The 18,680-nt window shown below is 63.8% G+C and carries 16 protein-coding genes; 11 read left to right on the forward strand and 5 right to left on the reverse strand.

The window, feature by feature from the left end:
* Positions 1-38 precede the first annotated feature (38 nt).
* From frr to lpxB, 10 genes are all read left to right on the forward strand, one after another.
* Complete coding sequence (gene frr, locus O7A05_RS13195) at positions 39-593, forward strand: ribosome recycling factor (RefSeq protein ID WP_082037291.1); 555 nt, start codon at positions 39-41, stop codon at positions 591-593.
* 30 nt (positions 594-623) lie between these two features.
* The gene (locus O7A05_RS13200; protein WP_337093527.1) at positions 624-1,343 is read left to right on the forward strand and encodes an isoprenyl transferase; all 720 of its coding nucleotides are present in this window, start codon (positions 624-626) and stop codon (positions 1,341-1,343) included.
* A 12-nt stretch (positions 1,344-1,355) separates the two neighbouring features.
* A complete protein-coding gene (locus O7A05_RS13205) occupies positions 1,356-2,171 on the forward strand; it encodes a phosphatidate cytidylyltransferase (RefSeq protein WP_337093528.1) in 816 nt (271 codons plus the stop codon).
* A gap of 103 nt (positions 2,172-2,274) precedes the next feature.
* A complete protein-coding gene (gene rseP, locus O7A05_RS13210) occupies positions 2,275-3,417 on the forward strand; it encodes an RIP metalloprotease RseP (RefSeq protein WP_337093529.1) in 1,143 nt (380 codons plus the stop codon).
* Positions 3,418-3,635: 218 nt separating this feature from the next.
* Positions 3,636-5,999 (forward strand): outer membrane protein assembly factor BamA, encoded by a 2,364-nt coding sequence (bamA, locus tag O7A05_RS13215; protein WP_337093530.1) that lies wholly within the window; start codon positions 3,636-3,638, stop codon positions 5,997-5,999.
* Between the two features lie 79 nt (positions 6,000-6,078).
* Positions 6,079-7,134, forward strand: a complete 1,056-nt coding sequence (lpxD, locus tag O7A05_RS13220; RefSeq protein WP_337093531.1) for a UDP-3-O-(3-hydroxymyristoyl)glucosamine N-acyltransferase — start codon at positions 6,079-6,081, stop codon at positions 7,132-7,134.
* Complete coding sequence (gene fabZ, locus O7A05_RS13225; RefSeq protein ID WP_224582365.1) at positions 7,127-7,588, forward strand: 3-hydroxyacyl-ACP dehydratase FabZ; 462 nt, start codon at positions 7,127-7,129, stop codon at positions 7,586-7,588. Before lpxD ends, fabZ begins: the two co-directional genes overlap by 8 nt.
* Positions 7,589-7,603: 15 nt before the next feature.
* The gene (gene lpxA / locus O7A05_RS13230) at positions 7,604-8,446 is read left to right on the forward strand and encodes an acyl-ACP--UDP-N-acetylglucosamine O-acyltransferase (protein ID WP_337093532.1); all 843 of its coding nucleotides are present in this window, start codon (positions 7,604-7,606) and stop codon (positions 8,444-8,446) included.
* Complete coding sequence (locus O7A05_RS13235) at positions 8,433-9,350, forward strand: LpxI family protein (RefSeq protein WP_337093566.1); 918 nt, start codon at positions 8,433-8,435, stop codon at positions 9,348-9,350. Before lpxA ends, O7A05_RS13235 begins: the two co-directional genes overlap by 14 nt.
* A complete protein-coding gene (lpxB, locus tag O7A05_RS13240; protein WP_337093533.1) occupies positions 9,340-10,527 on the forward strand; it encodes a lipid-A-disaccharide synthase in 1,188 nt (395 codons plus the stop codon). Before O7A05_RS13235 ends, lpxB begins: the two co-directional genes overlap by 11 nt.
* Positions 10,528-10,607: 80 nt before the next feature.
* Here the strand turns inward: lpxB and gltA are convergent, their stop codons facing one another.
* Together gltA and gltX are read right to left on the reverse strand one after the other, a co-directional pair.
* Entirely contained in the window at positions 10,608-11,936 is a 1,329-nt protein-coding gene (gene gltA, locus O7A05_RS13245) for a citrate synthase (protein ID WP_337093534.1), read from the reverse strand.
* Positions 11,937-12,118: 182 nt separating this feature from the next.
* Positions 12,119-13,543, reverse strand: coding sequence for a glutamate--tRNA ligase (gene gltX / locus O7A05_RS13250; RefSeq protein ID WP_337093535.1), 1,425 nt, complete (start codon positions 13,541-13,543; stop codon positions 12,119-12,121).
* Between the two features lie 101 nt (positions 13,544-13,644).
* Here gltX and O7A05_RS13255 point away from each other — a divergent pair, with 101 nt between their 5' ends.
* Entirely contained in the window at positions 13,645-16,101 is a 2,457-nt protein-coding gene (locus O7A05_RS13255) for a ComEC/Rec2 family competence protein (RefSeq protein WP_337093536.1), read from the forward strand.
* Positions 16,102-16,140: 39 nt separating this feature from the next.
* On the opposite strand, the gene lexA is transcribed toward O7A05_RS13255, so the two are convergent.
* From lexA to moaC, 3 genes are all read right to left on the reverse strand, one after another.
* On the reverse strand, positions 16,141-16,881 hold the full coding sequence (lexA, locus tag O7A05_RS13260; protein ID WP_224510343.1) for a transcriptional repressor LexA: 741 nt from the start codon (positions 16,879-16,881) through the stop codon (positions 16,141-16,143).
* Between the two features lie 117 nt (positions 16,882-16,998).
* Entirely contained in the window at positions 16,999-18,204 is a 1,206-nt protein-coding gene (locus tag O7A05_RS13265) for a molybdopterin molybdotransferase MoeA (RefSeq protein ID WP_337093537.1), read from the reverse strand.
* On the reverse strand, positions 18,204-18,680 hold the full coding sequence (gene moaC, locus O7A05_RS13270; RefSeq protein WP_337093538.1) for a cyclic pyranopterin monophosphate synthase MoaC: 477 nt from the start codon (positions 18,678-18,680) through the stop codon (positions 18,204-18,206). The genes O7A05_RS13265 and moaC overlap by 1 nt, the downstream gene beginning before the upstream one ends.

Genomic DNA, 18,680 nt, shown 5'->3' on the forward strand with positions numbered 1-18,680 from the left:
GAAACAGTGAACCCGGCGAACGGGTCGAGGAGATGATCATGAGTGGCGAGTACGAAGACCTGAAGCGACGCATGGACGGGGCGATCGCCGCCTTCAAGCATGACCTGGCTTCGTTGCGCACCGGCCGGGCCTCCAGCAACCTGCTCGACGCCGTCCAGGTGCAGGCCTACGGCACGGCAATGCCGATCAACCAGGTCGCCAATGTCTCGGTGCCGGAGCCGCGCATGATTTCGGTGTCGGTCTGGGACAAGTCGATGGTCAGCGCGGTCGACCGCGCCATCCGCGAAGCCAATCTGGGCTTCAACCCGATCGTCGACGGCACCACGCTGAGGATCCCGCTGCCCGAGCTCAACGAGCAGCGTCGTAAGGAACTGGTCAAGATTTCGCATGGTTATGCCGAGAACGCGCGCGTCGCGGTGCGCCATGTCCGCCGCGACGGCATGGATTTCCTCAAAAAGGCTGAGAAAGACGGCACCATCAGCGAAGACGATCAGCGCAAGCGGTCCGACCAGGTCCAGAAGCTGACCGACGAGATGATCAGCACCATCGATCACCTGCTTTCCGATAAGGAAGCTGAAATCATGCAGGTTTAGGGTCGGGATTTCCGGCTCGAAAGCGAGACTATGGCAACGCCCGCGCATGTCGCGATCATCATGGATGGAAACGGACGCTGGGCCAAGGCGCGCGGCCTGCCGCGCCTTGCCGGGCACCGCGCCGGCGTCGAGGCCCTGCGGCAGACGGTCCGCGCCGCGCCAGAGCTCGGCGTCTCCTACCTGACCGTCTATGCCTTTTCCTCCGAGAACTGGTCGCGGCCGAAATCCGAGGTCAGCGACCTCATGGGTCTTTTGAAGCTGTTCATCCGCCGCGATCTCGCCGAACTGCATCAGAACGGGGTGCGGGTGAGGGTGATCGGTAACAAGGAAGGTCTGCAGCCCGACATCAGGGGGCTGCTGCAGGAGGCCGAATCGCTGACCGCCGGCAACGAGGCGCTGACGCTGGTGATCGCCTTCAACTATGGCGGCCGCGACGAGATCGTGCGCACCGCTCGCAAACTGGCGGAGGCCGTCGCACGCGGCGACATGGCGAGCGACGCGATCACCGCCGAAAGCTTCGCGGCGTCGCTCGACACAAAAAGCATTCCCGATCCCGAACTGGTGATCCGGACCAGCGGCGAGCTCAGGCTGTCGAACTTCCTTCTCTGGCAGGCCGCCTATAGCGAGCTTGTCTTTCTGCCTTGCTATTGGCCGGACTTCAGCCGCGAGCATCTGGCCGATGCCTTGCGCGACTTTGCCGGCCGTGAACGACGCTTCGGCGGGCTCGCCGCCCGCGATGTCGCGCTTTAGGCGCCGCCAGGAATGAGCAACTTCCAGCAGCGCGTCATCTCGGCAATCGTGATGGCGGCTCTGACGCTTACGCTCACCTGGCTTGGCGGATTGCCGTTCCGGCTGTTCTGCGCGGGAATAGCGGCGCTGATCTTCTATGAATGGATGCGCATGACGCGCCCCGGCAACGGCGCGGCGCTCGGCTTCCTGCCGGAAGCGCTGATTGTGATCTTCATCGGCGCGCTGATCGCTGGCTTGCCGGCCTTGTGGCTGCTCCTCCTTGCCGCGATCCTTGTGGCGGTCGCGGCCATTGCCGCCCGGATCAGGGGGGCCGCGCCGTGGGAAGCCTCTGGAGTGGCCTATGCGGCACTATCCGGCTTTTCGCTCGCCTATCTCCGCAACGACAATCATTCCGGGCTGATCGCGATTTTCTTCCTGTTCGCCGTGGTCTGGGCGACCGACATAGCGGCCTATTTCGTCGGCCGCGCGGTCGGCGGCCCGAAGCTCGCGCCGTCGATCTCGCCCGGCAAGACCCAGAGCGGCGCGCTGGGCGGCGCGGTCGGCGGCCTTATCGCCGGAGTTTTGCTCGCAATCGCGGCCGGCGCCGGCAATCTCGTCCAGCTTGGCCTAGTCGCGCTGGCGCTCTCGATCGTTTCGCAGATCGGCGACCTGTTCGAATCGTGGATCAAGCGCCGGCACGGCGCCAAGGATTCCAGCAATCTCATTCCCGGCCATGGCGGCGTCATGGACAGGGTGGACGGGCTTGTCGCAGCCGCGTTCGCGCTGTACGTCATGGGCTGGATCGCGGCGGGCGCCGAGCATCCGGCATTGGGGCTGTTTCCAAACTGAACGACGCAGCAGTAAGGCGAAAATGGCGCGCGCCACCGATTCGCCCGGATTGATGCCACAGTCGCGGTGGAATGTGGCGCGCGGGCGAATTTGAGGGCATGACTTGAACGACATCTTTCACGCGGTCTTCAGCACACAAGGCTTCGTCCTTGGCACGCTCGTGCCGTTTCTGTTCGTGCTGACCGTCGTCGTGTTCGTCCACGAGATGGGCCACTATCTGATCGGCCGTTGGTGCGGCATCGGCGTGAAGGCTTTTTCCATCGGCTTCGGCCCTGAGCTCTTCGGTTTTTACGACCGTCGCGGCACGCGCTGGAAGCTTTGCGCCATTCCGCTGGGCGGCTACGTCAAATTCGTCGGCGACATGAATGCGACGTCGAGCCAGCCGAGCACGGAAGAGCTCGAATCGCTGACGGAAGCCGAGCGCGAAGTCGCCTTTCATACGCAACCCATCTGGAAGCGCGCCGCCACCGTCGTCGCGGGGCCGCTGTTCAATTTCCTGCTGACGATTGCCGTGTTTGCGGTGCTGTTTTCCCTCTATGGCCGCCCGGTCCTGGAGCCGACGGTGGCCGAAGTGACCGCCGGCAGCCCGGCGCAAAGAGCCGGAATCCAGCCAGGCGACCGATTCGTTAGAGTCGACGGCAGCAACGTGGAGACTTTCGCCGACGTACAGCGGCTGGTTTCGGGCCGGGCGGGCGACGCCATCACCTTCACCATGCTGCGCGACGGTAAGGAAATCGACGTTACAGCGACCCCGCAGCCCATGGAGCAGCAGGATGCGCTGGGCAACAAGGTCAAGGTCGCGGTGATCGGCGTCGTCAACAACGCCGAGCTCGGCCAGCCGCGCCTGATCTCCTATACGCCGGCCGGCGCCGTGGTGGCGGCGGTCGAAGAAACCGGGCATGTGATCGAGCGCACCGGCCAGTTCCTGCAGCGCTTTGCGCTTGGGCGCGAGGACAAATGCCAGTTGGGTGGCCCGATCAAGATCGCGAAGATGTCGGGTCAGGCAGCCAAGCTCGGCTTCGAGTGGCTGGTGCAGCTTGTTGCATTTCTGTCAGTCGGAATAGGATTTCTCAATCTCCTGCCGATTCCCCCCCTCGACGGCGGCCACCTGTTGTTCTACGGCGTGGAGGCCGTCATTAGGCGGCCCGTGTCGGAGCGAATGATGGAGATGGCCTATCGGACCGGGCTGTTCCTGGTGCTCGGTTTCATGGGCTTCGTCTTTTGGAACGATCTGTTTGGGTGCTGAAATCATGAAGAAATTTGGCTTCAGCGCCGGTTATATTGAGATGCCGTTTACCATGCGTGGGGATATGCGTGACGCGAAAGCCACGCGGTACGGTTAAGTAAATACAAATTAACCGGGAGCCTTGCGTGTAGGGAAAATCCGGTTAATACGGTACGGGAAAATACCGCACGTCCGGTTTTCTCGCCGTGGGGACTACGAGAAAAAGGTACAAAAGCCCGATGAAGGCAGCATCCAAGTTTCTGAGCGCCGCTTCCGCGGCGGCTTTGTCCGCCGCCCTGGTCATGCCAGGCGCGCTCGCAGTGCAGTTGGCCGCCACATCCGTGGCCGAAGCCGCGGTCATTTCGAGGGTAGAGGTCAGCGGCAACCAGCGCGTCGATGCCGAGACGATCCGCAATTACATCGCGATCAAGCCGGGCAAGCCCTTCTCCAGCTCCGATATCGATGACGCCGTCAAGGCGCTGTTCGGCACCGGGCTGTTCTCGGACGTCCAGATCAACCAGGTCGGTTCCAGCCTTGTCGTCAAGGTTTCTGAATACAAGGTCGTCAACCAGGTCCTGTTCCAGGGCAACAAAAAGCTGAAGGACAACGCACTCCAGGCCGCTATCCAGCTGAAGCCGCGCGCGACCTTCTCGCAGCAGGCGCTGGACGCCGATGTCGAGGCGGTCAAGGCGGCCTACAAGCGCATCGGCCGCGACGATGCGGCCGTGACGACCCAGATCATGGATCTCGGCGACAACCGCGTGAACGTGGTCTTCAACATCAACGAAGGCGGCCGCACCCAGATCGCTGCGATCAATTTCGTCGGCAACCACGCTTTTTCCAGCCGCCGCCTGTCGGATGTCATCAACACCAAGCGCTCGTCCTGGCTGTCCTTCGTGCTGCGCGACGACGTTTATGACGAGGACAAGCTGCGCGCCGACCAGGAGCTGCTGCGCCGCTTCTATTACAATCACGGTTATGCCGACTTCCAGGTCGTCTCGGCCGTCGGCGAGCTCGACGACACCACCAACAAATACACGGTCACCATCACCGTGCAGGAGGGCGATCGCTATACGTTCGGCGACGTCAGCGTGGAAAGCACCATCCCCGAGGTGGACTCGAAGTCGCTGGAATCCGCAGTCGAGACCCACAAGGGCGACGTCTACAACGCCAAGGACGTCGAGGATTCGATCGTCGCCTTGACCGAGAAGGTCGCGGGCTCGGGCTATGCCTTCGCCCAGGTGACGCCGCGCGGCGACCGCAATTTCGAGAACCACACTATTTCGGTCGTCTACACCATCGACCAGGGCACCAAGGCCTATATCGAGCGCATCGAAATCCGCGGCAACGACCGCACGCGCGACTATGTCATTCGTCGTGAATTCGATGTCAGCGAGGGCGACGCCTTCAACCAGGTGCTCATCCAGCGCGCGAAGAAGCGGCTGGAAGCCCTTGATTATTTCCAATCGGTCGACATTTCGACGGTTCCGGGCTCGGCGCCTGATCAGGTCGTGCTCGTGGTCAACGTTGTCGAGAAGTCGACAGGCGAGTTCTCGGTCGGCGCCGGCTATTCGACCGGCGGCGACACGCCCGGCCCATCCATCGAAGGTTCGATCACCGAGCGCAACTTTCTCGGCCGCGGCCAGTACATCAAGCTGTCGGCCGGCGGCGGCAAGCATTCGCGCGACTTTGCTGTTTCCTTCACCGAGCCGTATTTCCTCGGACGGCGCATCGCGGCCGGCTTCGACATTTACAAGTCGACTCGGGAATACAGCCACTACGATACAGACGTCACTGGGGCGAGCATCCGCTTCGGCCTGCCGATCACCGACAGCGTCTCGACCCAGCTGGCCTATAACATCTCCCAGGAAAAATATTCCTACCCGGACAATTGCTTAACCAGCGGCGCGCTCGAGCCTGCAAAATGCGACGTGTCTCCGGCGATCCAGGCCGGCATTGCCGAGAGCCCGTGGCTCAAGTCCTCGGTCAGCCTTGGATTGGTTTACAACACCATCGACGACATGAAGAACCCGCATGAGGGTCTGTACGTCACCGGCACGACCGAGTTTGCCGGTCTTGGCGGCGATGCCAAGTGGGTGAAGGTGACCGGGCGCGCCAGTGTTTACCAGACCTTGTCAGAGCAGCTCGATCTGGTCGGCCTCGTTTCGGGCGGCGCGGGCTATCTTGCGGCCTATGGCAGCAACGATCTGCGTGTCTTTGACTATTTCCAGAGCAACGACCGCATGATCCGCGGTTTCGAGTATGGCGGTATTGGTCCCGTGGCTAGCGGAGGTAGCGGCGACCATCTCGGTGGCACAACCTACTTCAATGCCTCGGCTGAAGCTCAGTTCCCACTGCCCGTCATTCCGGAGAGCTTCGGCCTGCGGGGCGCCGTCTTCGCGGATGCAGCGACGCTTTATGGCAACAACCTTGTCGGTGTCGATCCGTCCTCAACGGGCATGAAGCTGCGTGCTTCGGTCGGTGTCGGCCTGATGTGGGCCTCGCCATTTGGCCCGATCCGCATCGACTATGCGATCCCGGTCAAGAAAGAGTCGACCGACAACGTGCAGGAATTCAACTTCGGCATCGCGACCCGCTTCTAAATTTCGTGGTCGCGATCGTTCCGGGCCGGTTGACGGCCGGGAGTGGACTAATCCGACCCAGCTGGATATTGCTTCTGGAATGACCGATCCGGTGTTCTTCGCGCCTTCACGCCGGTATACGGCCGGCGAGGTCGCGAATCTGACCGGCGCCAGCCTGCTCGATTCCGCTCAGGCCGAAATTGCCATCGAGGCGCTGGCTCCCGCCAGTGAAGGTGGCAACGGCGCGCTCGTCTTTGTCGACGGCAAGCGTAATTTCGCGCTCATGCCGTCGCTGAGGGCGGCCGCGGTTCTGTGCCCTGCCGATTTTGCCAGCAAGGCGCCATCGGGCATCGCCGTGCTCACGCATCCACGTCCGCAACAGGCTTTCGCAATGGTCGGACGCCTGTTGTTTCCGCAAGCCGCGACACCGGGGCCGCTGACCGGAGAAACCGGCATATCGGCGCACGCGTTTATCGATCCGTCGGCGCATGTCGAAGACGGGGCGATCGTGGAGGCCGGCGCCGTGATCGGCCCCGGCGTGTCCGTCGGCAGCGGCACGGTCGTTGCGCCCCACGCGGTTGTCGGCCGTTCCTGCCAGATCGGCCGCGACGGCTTCATCGGCCCCGGCGCCAGCATTCAATATGCGCTTGTCGGCAATCGCGTCATCATCCATGGCGGCGCCCGGATCGGCCAGGACGGTTTCGGCTTCGTCGGCGGCGCCAAAGGACCTGAACGCGTGCCGCAGATCGGCCGCGTCATCATCCAGGACGATGTCGAGATCGGCTCCAATTCAACCGTCGATCGCGGCGCAATGTCCGACACCATCATCGGCCAAGGCACCAAGATCGACAATCTGGTGCAGATCGCCCACAATGTTCGCATCGGCCGCAATTGCATTATAGCCGGGCTTTCGGGTATCTCCGGTTCCGTCGTCGTCGGCGACAACGTCACCATGGGTGGCGGTGTCGGCCTCGCCGATCATCTGACCATCGGCCCGGGGGCCAAGCTTGCTGCGAGAAGTGGATTCATGAACAACGTGCCGGCAGGCGAGGTCTGGGGAGGTTACCCGGCGCAGCCCATGGCGGAAGCCATGCGCGAGATAGCGATGCTGCGCAAGATGGCCAGGACGCGCAAGCAGGGCGACGGAAATGGCTGACATGGTGGCAACGACACTCGAGGCGGTCGACATCATGGGGCTTATGAAGCTCCTGCCGCACCGCTATCCGTTCCTGCTTATCGACCGCATCGTCGAGATCGACGGCGACGACTCCGCCGTCGGTATCAAGAATGTGACCATCAACGAGCCGCATTTCCAGGGCCATTTTCCCCAGCAGCCGGTCATGCCCGGCGTGCTCATCATCGAGGCCATGGCCCAGACCGCCGGCGCGATATGCATTCGCAGCCTGAACACGGAAAAGCCCTCGCTGGTTTATTTCATGACCATCGACAATGCGAAGTTCCGCAAACCGGTGGTTCCGGGCGATCAGCTCAGGATCCACGTCAAAAAGATCAAGAAACGCGGCAATCTGCTGAAATTCGCCTGCGAGGCGATGGTCGATGGCGCGAAGGTCGCCGAAGCCGAGGTTTCGGCCATGATGGTTACCGGCTGACGATTTGAAATGCTCATGAAAGTCGAGACATCTATTCATCCTTCCTCGGTCGTCGAAGAAGGAGCACGGCTCGGCAGAGGCGTCCGCGTTGGACCCTTCTGCCATGTCGGGCCCGATGCAATTCTCTCTGACGGCGTCGAACTGGTCAGCCATGTGTCGGTGATGGGCGCCACGACCATCGGGACAGGGACGAAGGTCTATCCGATGGCGACGCTCGGCGCGCCGCCGCAGAACACCAAGCACAAGGGCGGGCGCACTACACTCGTTATCGGTGAGAACTGCACCATCCGCGAAGGCGTCACGATGCATGTCGGCACCGATTCCAGCCGTGGCGAGACGAGTGTCGGCGACAACGGCAATTTCCTAGCCTATTCCCACATCGCCCATGACTGCGTCGTCGGCAAGAACGCCACCTTCGCCAATGGCGCGACGCTCGGCGGCCACTGCGAGATCGGCGACAACGTCTATATCGGCGGACTGACCGCCGTTCACCAGTTCGTGCGCATCGGCGACAACGCCTTCATCGGGGGTTGCTCGGCGGTGGTCGGCGATATCATTCCCTATGCGATCGCTGCCGGCAATCGCGCCAAGCTGCGTGGCCTGAACATCATCGGGCTCAAGCGTTCCGGCTTGCCGCGCTCGGAGATTTATCTGCTGCGCAAGGTTTATCGGTCGATTTTCGACCGTTCCCGCAGCGTCGCCGAGAATATCGAGCTCGCCAAGGCGGAATTCGCCTCCTCGTCTCCTGCCGCCATGAAGATGATCGACTTCATCGCCAGCGGCGGCAAGCGGCACTATGCCATGCCGCCGTTGAGGGGCGGTGACGGCGACGACAATGATGGCGATGACGAGGGCTGAGCCCGCCGAAACACGGCTTGTACTCCCGCCCGGCTCCAAGGTCGGCATTGTCGCCGGCGGCGGCAGCTTGCCGGTCGAAGTGGCGGAGGGGCTGAAGCGGCAGGGACATTCGCCTTTCATCATCATGGCCGAAGGCGAAGTCGATCGCGACGCGGATTTCGCAGGGTACGAGCAGGCGACGCTCGCGCTGGAAGATGTCGGCTCCCTGGTTCCGTTGCTGAAACGCCGGGATATCAACCACCTGGTTTTGGCCGGCGAGATCCGGCGCAGGCCACGGTTGGCCAAGATCCGCCCGACCCTTGGCCTGCTGGCGATAATCCCTTCCGTGGTCATCGCATTGGCGCGCGGCGATGACGGGCTTTTGAAGGTCATCACGCGCGGTTTGGAGAAGCGCGGCATCACGGTCGTCGGCGCGCATGAGGTCGTGCCGGAACTCGTCGCCGGCAGAGGCACGCTGACGGTCACGGCGCCAAAGCAATCGGATTGGCGCGATATCGAGGCCGGCCGCGCGGCGGCCGAGGCCATCGGCGCCCTGGACATCGGACAGGCAGCGATCGCGATCGGCGGGCGGGCGATAGCGCTCGAGGGGGTGGAGGGCACCGCGGCACTGCTCGATCGGACAAGGGAATTGCGCGGCCACGGCAGGCTCGCCGGCAAGACGCGCGGCGTCCTTGTCAAATGCGCGAAGCCCGGCCAGGAATTGCGTGCGGACCTGCCCTCGATCGGTCCGCAGACGGTCGAGGCCGCGCATGCCGCCGGACTGGCCGGCATCGCCCTGGAAGCTGGCCGCTCGCTTATTCTCGAAGGTCCGGAAACGCTGGCGCGCGCCAATGCGCTTGGCCTGTTCATCGTCGGCCTGCCCGCAACGGAGTTGGCCAACGGGGAGCCGGCTAATGGTCTCTGACAAGCCACTCAAGCTCGCGATCGTCGCCGGGGAGGAATCCGGCGATCTGCTCGGCGCCGACATCGTGCGCGCGCTCGAGCGCACGACTGGCCGCAAGGTGCAACTTGTGGGCATTGGCGGCCGGCATCTGCAGCAGCTGGGGCTGACGCCGCTTTTCGATGGCAGCGAGATCGCGCTGATGGGCTTCAGCGCGGTGCTGCGCGACCTGCCACGGCTGATGCGCCGGATCGGCCAGACGGCGGCGATGATCGCGGCCGAGCGGCCCGATTGCCTCGTCACCATCGACAGCCCGGACTTTTCGCTGCGCGTCGCGAAGAAGGTCCGCGCGGCAGCACCGGCCATCCCGATCGTCCACTATGTCTGCCCAAGCGTATGGGCCTGGCGGCCGGGCAGGGCGGTGGCCATGAAGCCGTATGTCGACCATATTCTCTGCATCCTGCCGTTCGAGGTGAAGGCGCTTGCCCGTCTCGGCGGACCGCCGGGCACTTATGTCGGTCACCGGCTGACGCAGGATTCGGGCGTGCTCAGCGCCGCCAAGGCGCAGAGCCAGCCGCGCGATCTCGCCGACGACCGCGTCAAGACGCTGCTGGTGCTGCCTGGCTCGCGCCGTGGCGAGGTCCGACGGCTGATAGAACCCTTCGGCAAGGCGATGTCGGCGCTGCGCCAGCGCGGCCATCGCCTGCGCCTCATCCTGCCGACAGTGCCGCACGTCTCCGGACTGGTAAAGGCGTCGGTCGCGAGCTGGGACGACAAGCCGGAAATCATCACCGAGCCCGAGCGCAAATGGCAGGCCTTCGGCAAGGCCGATGCGGCGTTGATAGCGTCCGGAACGGTGTCGCTCGAGTTGGCGCTTGCCGGTGTTCCGATGGTGTCCTGCTACAAGCTCGACCCTATCGCGCGCCAGCTTCTGCAGCATATGGTGACGACATGGTCGGCGCTGCTGCCCAACCTCATTTCCGACCGCGCGCTGGTTCCGGAGTTTTATGACCAGTATGTCCGCCCGGAAAATCTCGCCAGGCAGTTGGAAGCCTTGTTTGCCGATACAGGCATGCGCGCCTGGCAAAAGGCGGGTTTTGCCGAGATTGCCCGGCGCATGGCGACCGAGCGGCCCTCGGGCGAGATCGCCGCCGAAGTGGTGATGGGGTGTATCAGGAAGGCAGTAGGCAGTAGGCAGTAGGCAGTAGGCAGTAGGCAGTAGGCAGTAGGCAGTAGGCAGTAGGGGCTCTCCTTCTACTGCCTATTGGCTACTCACTATTCCTATCTCTTAGCAATCGGCACGTAATCGCGTTCCGTCGCGCCGGTGTAGAGCTGGCGCGGGCGACCGATCTTCTGGTGCGGGTCCTCGATCATTTCCTTCCACTGGGCGATCCAGCCGACGGTGCGCGCGACAGCGAACAGCACGGTGAACATGGTGGTGGGGAAGCCGAGCGCCTTCAGCGTGATGCCGGAATAGAAGTCGACATTCGGATAGAGCTTCTTTTCGATGAAGTACTCGTCGGTCAACGCGATCTTCTCCAACTCCATCGCGATGTCGAGCAGCGGATCGTCCTTGATGCCGAGCTCGCCCAATACCTCATGCGCGGTCTTCTGCATGATCTTGGCGCGCGGATCGTAGTTCTTGTAGACGCGGTGGCCGAAGCCCATCAGCCGGAACGGGTCGTTCTTGTCCTTGGCGCGGGCAATGAACTCCGGAATGTGATCGACATGGCCGATCTCGCCCAGCATGTTCAGCGCCGCCTCGTTGGCGCCGCCATGCGCCGGACCCCACAGGCAAGCGATGCCGGCGGCGATGCAGGCGAAGGGGTTGGCTCCGGAAGAGCCGGCGAGGCGAACCGTCGAGGTCGAGGCGTTCTGCTCGTGGTCGGCGTGGAGGATGAAGATGCGCTCCATCGCGCGCGCCAGCACCGGATTGATCTTGTACTCCTCGCAGGGCACGGCAAAGCACATGTGCAGGAAATTGGCCGCAAAGCCGAGATCGTTCTTCGGATAAATGAAGGGCTGGCCGATATGGTATTTGTAGGCCATCGCCGCGATCGTCGGCATCTTGGCGATCAGGCGCATCGAGGCGACCATGCGCTGATACGGGTCAGAGATGTCGGTCGAGTCGTGATAGAAGGCCGACAGCGCGCCAACCACGCCGCACATCACGGCCATCGGATGCGCGTCGCGTCGGAAGCCGGTGAAGAAGCGCGACATCTGCTCGTGCACCATGGTGTGGCGCGTCACGCGATAGTCGAAATCCTCCTTCTGCGCCTTGGTCGGCAATTCACCGTAGAGCAGCAAGTAGCAGACCTCGAGGAAGTCGCCATGTTCGGCAAGCTGGTCGATCGGATAGCCGCGATGCAGCAGGATGCCGGCATCGCCGTCGATGAAGGTGATTGCCGACTCGCAGCTTGCCGTCGACGTGAAGCCGGGATCGTAGGTGAAGGCGCCGGTCGTGCTGTAGAGCGCGCCGATGTCGATGACGTCAGGCCCGGTCGACCCGCTTCGCACCTTGAATTCATGTGTCTTGCCGGCGAGCTCGAGCCTGGCGATCGACTCGTGCGCCTTGCCGCCAGATTCCAGTTTTGTCGCAGCTTCGCTCATTCCCAAACTCCTTTATGTTTCCTCATGCCGGCAAGGCAATTCCTGCAAACGACACGTCGAAATCACCGGAATGCGCGAACTCGCCACCGCATTTTAGGAGGTGCGTGCCAGATTGGGCCAAGGCCTAATGTTGCACTGCGAAACACACCTTTCAATGCCAATCTTCTTGGGCCAGTTCGCTCCTAATCGATTTGATCGGCAATCCTCGCCAGGCTTTCCTGGCGGCCGAGCACGGCCAACACGTCGAACACGCCGGGCGAGGTGCTGCGGCCGGTCAGCGCGGCTCTGAGCGGCTGGGCCACCGCGCCGAGCTTGTGTCCGCCGGACTGCGCAAACTCGCGGATCGAAGCCTCCGCCGAAGCGGCGGTCCAGTCGCCTTGGATGGAAGACAACGCGCCATGCGCGCCGCGCAGAATCGCGCGCGCACCCACGCTGAGCAAGCCCGCCGCCTTCTCGTCGAGCGGCAAGGGCCGCTCGGCGAACAGGAAACCCGCGCCGTCGACCAACTCGACCAGGGTTTTGGCCCGCTCCTTGAGGCCGGGCATGGCGGCAAGCAGCTGTGCCTTGCGCTTGTCGTCGAGCTTTGCTGCGAGCGCCGGGCCGCCTTCGAGATAGGGCAGAGTAGCGACGAAGATGTCGAACAGCGCGCGATCGTCCATCTTGCGCATATGCACGCCGTTCAGCGCCTCGAGCTTGGCGAAATCGAAGCGGGCAGCGCCCTTGTTGACGTCGCCGATGTCGAACCAGGCGATCATGTCCTTGATCGACATCACTTCGTCGTCGCCATGGCTCCAGCCGAGCCGCGCCAGATAATTGAGCAGGGCCTCCGGCAGATAGCCCATGGCGCGATAGGCCTCGACGCCGAGCGCGCCGTGCCGCTTCGACAGCTTGGCGCCGTCGGCGCCGTGGATCAGCGGGATGTGCGACATCGACGGCACGGCCCAGCCCATGGCATTGTAGATCACCGTCTGGCGCGCGGCGTTGGTCAGATGATCGTCGCCGCGGATGATATGCGTGACGCCCATGTCGTGGTCGTCCACGACGACGGCATGCATATAGGTCGGGTTGCCGTCCGAACGCAGGATTATGAAGTCGTCGAGATCCTTGTTGGGAAATCGCACCTCGCCCTGCACGCGGTCCTGCACAACCGTCTCGCCCTCGGTTGGCGCCTTGATGCGGATTGCGCCCTTGACGCCTGCCGGAGCCTCGGACGGGTCGCGGTCGCGCCACTGGCCATTGTAACGCGGCGGCAGGCCTTTGGCTCTAGCTGCCTCGCGCATCGCCTCCAGCTCTGCCGGCGTCTCATAGCTGTAATAGGCCTTGCCCATGCGCACGAGTTCCTCGGCCACCTCGCGATGGCGCGGCGCGCGCTCGAATTGCGAGACGGCGTCGCCGTCCCAGGCAAGGCCAAGCCAGGTCAATCCGTCGAGAATGGCCGCCGTGGCGGCCTCTGTGGAACGCTCGCGATCGGTGTCCTCGATGCGCAGCAGCATCGTGCCGCCGGTGTGCTTGGCATAAAGCCAGTTGAACAGCGCCGTGCGCGCCCCGCCAATATGCAGGTAGCCTGTAGGCGAGGGGGCAAAACGTGTGACGACCTTGTCGGACATTGAATTCTCGAAGAAGCACTGAAACGACATATTTCGCGCGGGCTTTCGCGCGGTCGGCGTTCATGTAGCATAGGCGGTCTGGGGCGCAAGGGGCAGACCCGATGGCTGGACGTGGCCGGGGTGCGGAGGAGGGCGGGGAAACGACAGCTGGCGTCAGCGAGCGCCTGATGTTTGCCCGTGCCGCGCCCGCCGAAGAAGCGCCGCTTTCGCTTCCGGAGCTCCATCCACCCGCCGAGCTACCGCCGCCCGGTGGTGGTGCGCTGCAGCCAGCCTCGCCAACAGCTATCGCCGACAGGATCCGCAAACAGCTTGGCCGCGTTTCGCTTCCCGCACTGCGCCGAAGCGTTGCGGTCGCTGCCGCCACCGAGCTCGACCGTGGCGTCGGCTTTCTGCTGGTGCCGGTGTTCCTGGCAGCCGGCGTGATCTACTATTTTTCGCCGAGCACCGAGCCGGACCTCTACAGGCCGCTTGCGGCGGTCGCTCTTATGGCTGTCTGCGCGGCGGTGTCGCGCTCCTGGCAGAGAACGCATCTTCTCTTCATGGCGACACTTTTCTGCGCCCTGGGCTTTCTCGCGGCCAAAGTGGAGACCTGGCGGATGGCGACCCCGATGCTTGGGTCCGAAATCCAGACACGGCTGACGGGCCGCCTCGTCATCGCCGAAGCGATGGCCAACGGCCGCGTCAGGCTGACCATCGATCTGATTTCAACGGAGCATCCGAAGCTGCGTTACGCGCCGGAGCGCGTCAGGCTGTCAGCGCGCAGGATCCCGCCCGGCATGACGGCCGGATCGATGCTGACAGGCTATGCCAAGCTGTTGCCCCCGACGGGCCCGGTTCGGCCGGACAGCTACGACTTTTCCTTCGACAGCTACTTTGCCGGCATCGGCGGCAGCGGCTTTTTCCTGGGCGATCCGAAGCTGATTGCGCCAGTGGAGGCACCCTTTGGCGCGCGTGTCGCATCGGCAGTCGAAAACGCGCGTGAAGGGATCGCCGATCACATCAGGAGCAGCATCGGCGGGTCCGAAGGCGAGATCGCGGCGGCGCTGATCGTCGGCGTGCGCGCCGGCATTCCGGAAGCGATCAACGAGTCGATGCGGCGCACCGGCATCTACCACATCATCTCGATCTCGGGCCTGCACATGGCGCTGGTCGCCGGCACGATCATGGTGCTTCTACGCGGCGCCTTCGCGCTGTTTCCGGATTTCTCGTCGCGCCGGCCGGTGAAGAAATATGCCGCTGGAATCGCGCTAATCTCGATCGCCGCTTACCTCGTCATCTCCGGCATCGTGGTGGCGGCCGAGCGAAGCTTCATCATGCTCGCCGTAATGCTCGCCGCCGTGCTCTTCGACCGCGCGGCGCTCACCATGCGCAACCTGGCGATCTCGGCCATCGCCGTCATCCTTGTCTCCCCACACGAAGTGGTCGGCCCGAGCTTCCAGATGTCCTTTGCCGCCACCGCCGCCCTGGTCGGCGCCAATGCGGGCTTTGCGGACTACCGCGCCGGCAAAACGACGGCGCCCCCGGCAAAGCGTTCGTTCTTAAGGTTCCTGTCGCGAAAATTGGCGGTTGGCGTGGGCGGCGCCGCCGTGACGTCGCTCATCGCGGGGAGCGCGACATTGCTGTTTGCGATCTGGCATTTTCAGCGCGTCTCGCCACTAAGCCTGCTCGCCAATCTGGCGGTCATGCCCATCGTCTCGCTGATCGTCATGCCGTTCGCGGTGTTGAGCGCGCTGGCCATGCCCTTCGGCTTCGACGGGCCGTTCCTCTATGTGATCGGCAAAGGCCTGACGGCAATGATCGCCATCTCGGCATGGATCTCCGAGCGCTCACCGGTGGACGCCGTCGGGCTGATCTCGATCCAGTCGGTGCTGCTGGCGACGATCGCGCTGGTCATCGCGACGATGGCCACCACCTGGCTAAGGCTTGCCGCCGTTCCCTTCGCGCTCGCCGCGCTGCTGGCCATTCCGCATGTCCGCACGCCGGACGTGCTCATTTCCGAAGACGCGCATCTGGTGGCGATGCCGATCGGCGGCGGCGAGCTTGCCGTCAATCGCGCACGCTCCAACGAGTTCACCACCGACAACTGGAAACGGGCGCTGAAAGCGGAGGACATCGTGCCGCCGGAGACGTTCGACAAAGATGCGATGGACATCGCCGACCCCGTCGACCTGCCGCCCGGCTCGCCCTTCTACTGCACAGGTGATCTCTGCATCGGCCGGCATCCATCCGGCGCCATCGTCGCGCTCGCCAAAAACCGCGACAGCGCCCGGCCGGCCTGCGGCTTCGCCGACCTCATCGTCATCAACGACGCCACGGCCTACAATCCCTGCCGCGATCCGCGCGTGCTTGTCGTCACCAAGCGGCAACTGGCGCGCGACGGCAGCGCCGCTGTTTTCTTCGATGCGCAATCGTCAACCGCGCGGCCAACTATTCGCTACGCGGTCGAAGAACCATATCGACCCTGGCACGAGCAGCGGAAATACGCGCGCGAGGCGAGGGGCCTGCCACCCTATCAACGCCCGGAAAAGCCGGCGGCCGCGCCGCAGCCGACAGAATAATGTCACGCAAGGCCGGTGAAAGCTGCTACGCAGTTCTGCTCAATAACGGCGGATCAGCCCGACAAGTTTGCCCTGAACCTTGACCCGGTCCGGTCCGAAGATTCGGGTTTCGTAGGCAGGGTTGGCCGCCTCCAGCGCGATCGAGGCACCCTTGCGGCGGAAGCGCTTGAGCGTCGCTTCCTGGTCGTCCACCAGCGCCACCACGATCTCGCCCGGGCTTGCCGTGTTGGCATTGCGGATGATGACGGTATCGCCGTCGAAAATACCCGCCTCGATCATCGAGTCGCCCTTGACCTCCAGCGCATAATGCTCGCCGCCCGCGATCATGTCCGGCGGCACTGTGATCGAATGCGTCTGGTGCTGGATGGCGTCGATCGGCACGCCGGCGGCGATGCGGCCCATCACCGGAATGGACACGGCGGAGCCGGCATCGTCGTCATTGCTTGGCGCCGGGGTGCGCGACGGCGCCGCCGGCTTCACCTGACGGCTGAGATTGTTCTGGCCCAGGCTGCCCTGGATGACGCTCGGCGAAAACTTCTTCGCCGCATTGAGGCCGGGGGCGATCGAGTCGGGCAGACGCAGCACTTCCAGCGCGCGCGCCCGGTTCGGGAGCCGGCGAATGAAGCCGCGTTCCTCCAGCGCCGTGATCAGCCGGTGGATGCCAGACTTGGAGGCGAGGTCGAGCGCTTCCTTCATCTCGTCGAAAGACGGCGGAATCCCGCTTTCCTTCAGCCTTTCGTGGATGAACATCAGAAGTTCATGTTGTTTGCGCGTCAGCATGGCGGCCCCCACGGGTTCTGAAACCAGAATCAGAAAAAACAAACCCAGAACAAACACTATCTGTTCCAGTTGTGTTCCGCAACCGTTTAAAGTTTAGTGAATTTGTTGACGTTTTGTTCAGCGTAACATCAGCACGCTGCATTCGGCGCCAGTCTCTGCAGCCGGCGCGAAGGGCTCGCGCACGATCAGGCCGTTGGCCTCGGCGAGCATTCTGAGCATCGAGGAGTCCTGGATGCCGAAGGGAGTCGCGATCAGGGCGCCGGCTTCCTCGCGCACGGAGGCGCGCACATAGTCCTGCCTGACGTCGTTGGCCTGCATCGCGGCGCCCAACCGGGCCGTTCGCAGGTCCTGCCGGTGGTCGCGGCCGCCGAGCCGGGCAAGCATCGGCTTCAGGAAGAGTTGCGAGCAGACGATGCTGGCTACCGGATTGCCGGGCAGGCCGATGCAGCGGATATTGCCAAGCCGGCCAAACATCAGCGGTTTGCCGGGGCGCATGGCGATCTTCCAGAAATCGAGCTTCATGCCTTCGCCGGTCAGAACGTCGTGGATCAGGTCGTGATCGCCGACCGAGGCGCCGCCGAGCGTGACGATGACGTCGGCGTTCGCCTCGACCGCTTTCCGCACCAGCGCGGCGATTGCCTCCTTGCGGTCGGCAGCGATGCCGAGATCGAGCACGCGCGCGCCGACCGATTGGGCGGCGGCGGCAACCCCATAAGCATTCGATGAAATGATCTGGTCGGGGCCGAGCGTGCTGCCCGGCGGCAGCAATTCATCGCCGGTGGCGATGATCGCGACCAGCGGCCGGCGCACGAGGTTCAAGGCAGGATGGTTGGCCGAGGCCGCCAGCGAAAGGGCCGCCGCGTCGAGCACGCGGCCCTTTTCGAGCAGCACGTCGCCCTGAACGAAGTCGAGCCCGCGGCGGCGCACATTGCGTGCTTGCGCGGTCGGTTGGGTCACCTCGATCCTGCCATTGCCGAGATCGCGGACGTTTTCCTGGATGACGATAGTGTCAGCGCCTTCAGGCAGTGGCGCGCCGGTGAAGATGCGCACGGCCTGGCCTTCGCGGACGGTTCCGGAAAAGCCCCGCCCGGCAGGCGCCATGCCTATGACCTCGAGCTGCGCCGGCGCCGCGGCAACATCGGCGGAGCGCACGGCGTAGCCGTCCATCGCGGAGGCGTTAAAGGGCGGCTGCGTGCGCAGCGCGACAACCGGTTGCGCCAGGACCCGACCGGCCGCGTTCGCCAGCGGAACGCTCTCGCCCGGCAATGGCGTCGCGTCGTCGAGCAAGCGTTCGAGCGCTTCGGCGACCGGAACCAAAGCCATCAGGCATCCACCTTGTAGTCGCCGGACTTGCCGCCGGTCTTCTCGACCAGCCGGATACCGGAAATCACCATGCCGCGATCCGCCGCCTTGGCCATGTCGTAGATGGTGAGGCAGGCGACCGAGGCTGCGGTCAGCGCCTCCATCTCCACGCCGGTCTTGCCGGTGACGCGGGCAAGCGCGGTGACCCTGAGGCCGGGCAGCGTGCGGTCTGGCTCGATCTCGACGGCCACTTTGGTGAGAAGCAGCGGATGGCAAAGCGGGATCAGCTCATGCGTCTTCTTCGCCGCCATGATGCCGGCGATGCGCGCTGTGCCCAGCACGTCGCCTTTCTTGGCGTCGCCGGCGAGAATCATCTCCAGCGTTTCAGGCTGCATGGTTACGACGCCTTCGGCGATCGCCGTGCGGGTCGTCTCCGCCTTGTCGCCGACATCGACCATATTGGCTTCGCCCTTGGCGCCGAGATGGGTGAGCGCCAT

It is taken from the genome of Mesorhizobium argentiipisi (SeqCode) (genome assembly GCF_037179585.1).
In the GTDB taxonomy this organism is placed as follows: domain Bacteria; phylum Pseudomonadota; class Alphaproteobacteria; order Rhizobiales; family Rhizobiaceae; genus Mesorhizobium; species Mesorhizobium argentiipisi.

Excerpts from the sequence above, each read along its gene's own strand:
- frr (WP_082037291.1), top strand. The coding sequence starts at position 39 with ATGAGTGGCGAGTACGAAGACCTGAAGCGACGCATGGACGGGGCGATC.
- O7A05_RS13200 (WP_337093527.1), top strand. The coding sequence starts at position 624 with ATGGCAACGCCCGCGCATGTCGCGATCATCATGGATGGAAACGGACGC.
- O7A05_RS13205 (WP_337093528.1), top strand. The coding sequence starts at position 1,356 with ATGAGCAACTTCCAGCAGCGCGTCATCTCGGCAATCGTGATGGCGGCT.
- bamA (WP_337093530.1), top strand. The coding sequence starts at position 3,636 with ATGAAGGCAGCATCCAAGTTTCTGAGCGCCGCTTCCGCGGCGGCTTTG.
- lpxD (WP_337093531.1), top strand. The coding sequence starts at position 6,079 with ATGACCGATCCGGTGTTCTTCGCGCCTTCACGCCGGTATACGGCCGGC.
- fabZ (WP_224582365.1), top strand. The coding sequence starts at position 7,127 with ATGGCTGACATGGTGGCAACGACACTCGAGGCGGTCGACATCATGGGG.
- lpxA (WP_337093532.1), top strand. The coding sequence starts at position 7,604 with ATGAAAGTCGAGACATCTATTCATCCTTCCTCGGTCGTCGAAGAAGGA.
- O7A05_RS13235 (WP_337093566.1), top strand. The coding sequence starts at position 8,433 with ATGACGAGGGCTGAGCCCGCCGAAACACGGCTTGTACTCCCGCCCGGC.
- lpxB (WP_337093533.1), top strand. The coding sequence starts at position 9,340 with ATGGTCTCTGACAAGCCACTCAAGCTCGCGATCGTCGCCGGGGAGGAA.
- gltA (WP_337093534.1), bottom strand. The coding sequence starts at position 11,936 with ATGAGCGAAGCTGCGACAAAACTGGAATCTGGCGGCAAGGCGCACGAG.
- gltX (WP_337093535.1), bottom strand. The coding sequence starts at position 13,543 with ATGTCCGACAAGGTCGTCACACGTTTTGCCCCCTCGCCTACAGGCTAC.
- O7A05_RS13255 (WP_337093536.1), top strand. The coding sequence starts at position 13,645 with ATGGCTGGACGTGGCCGGGGTGCGGAGGAGGGCGGGGAAACGACAGCT.
- lexA (WP_224510343.1), bottom strand. The coding sequence starts at position 16,881 with ATGCTGACGCGCAAACAACATGAACTTCTGATGTTCATCCACGAAAGG.
- O7A05_RS13265 (WP_337093537.1), bottom strand. The coding sequence starts at position 18,204 with ATGGCTTTGGTTCCGGTCGCCGAAGCGCTCGAACGCTTGCTCGACGAC.
- moaC (WP_337093538.1), bottom strand. The coding sequence starts at position 18,680 with ATGGCGCTCACCCATCTCGGCGCCAAGGGCGAAGCCAATATGGTCGAT.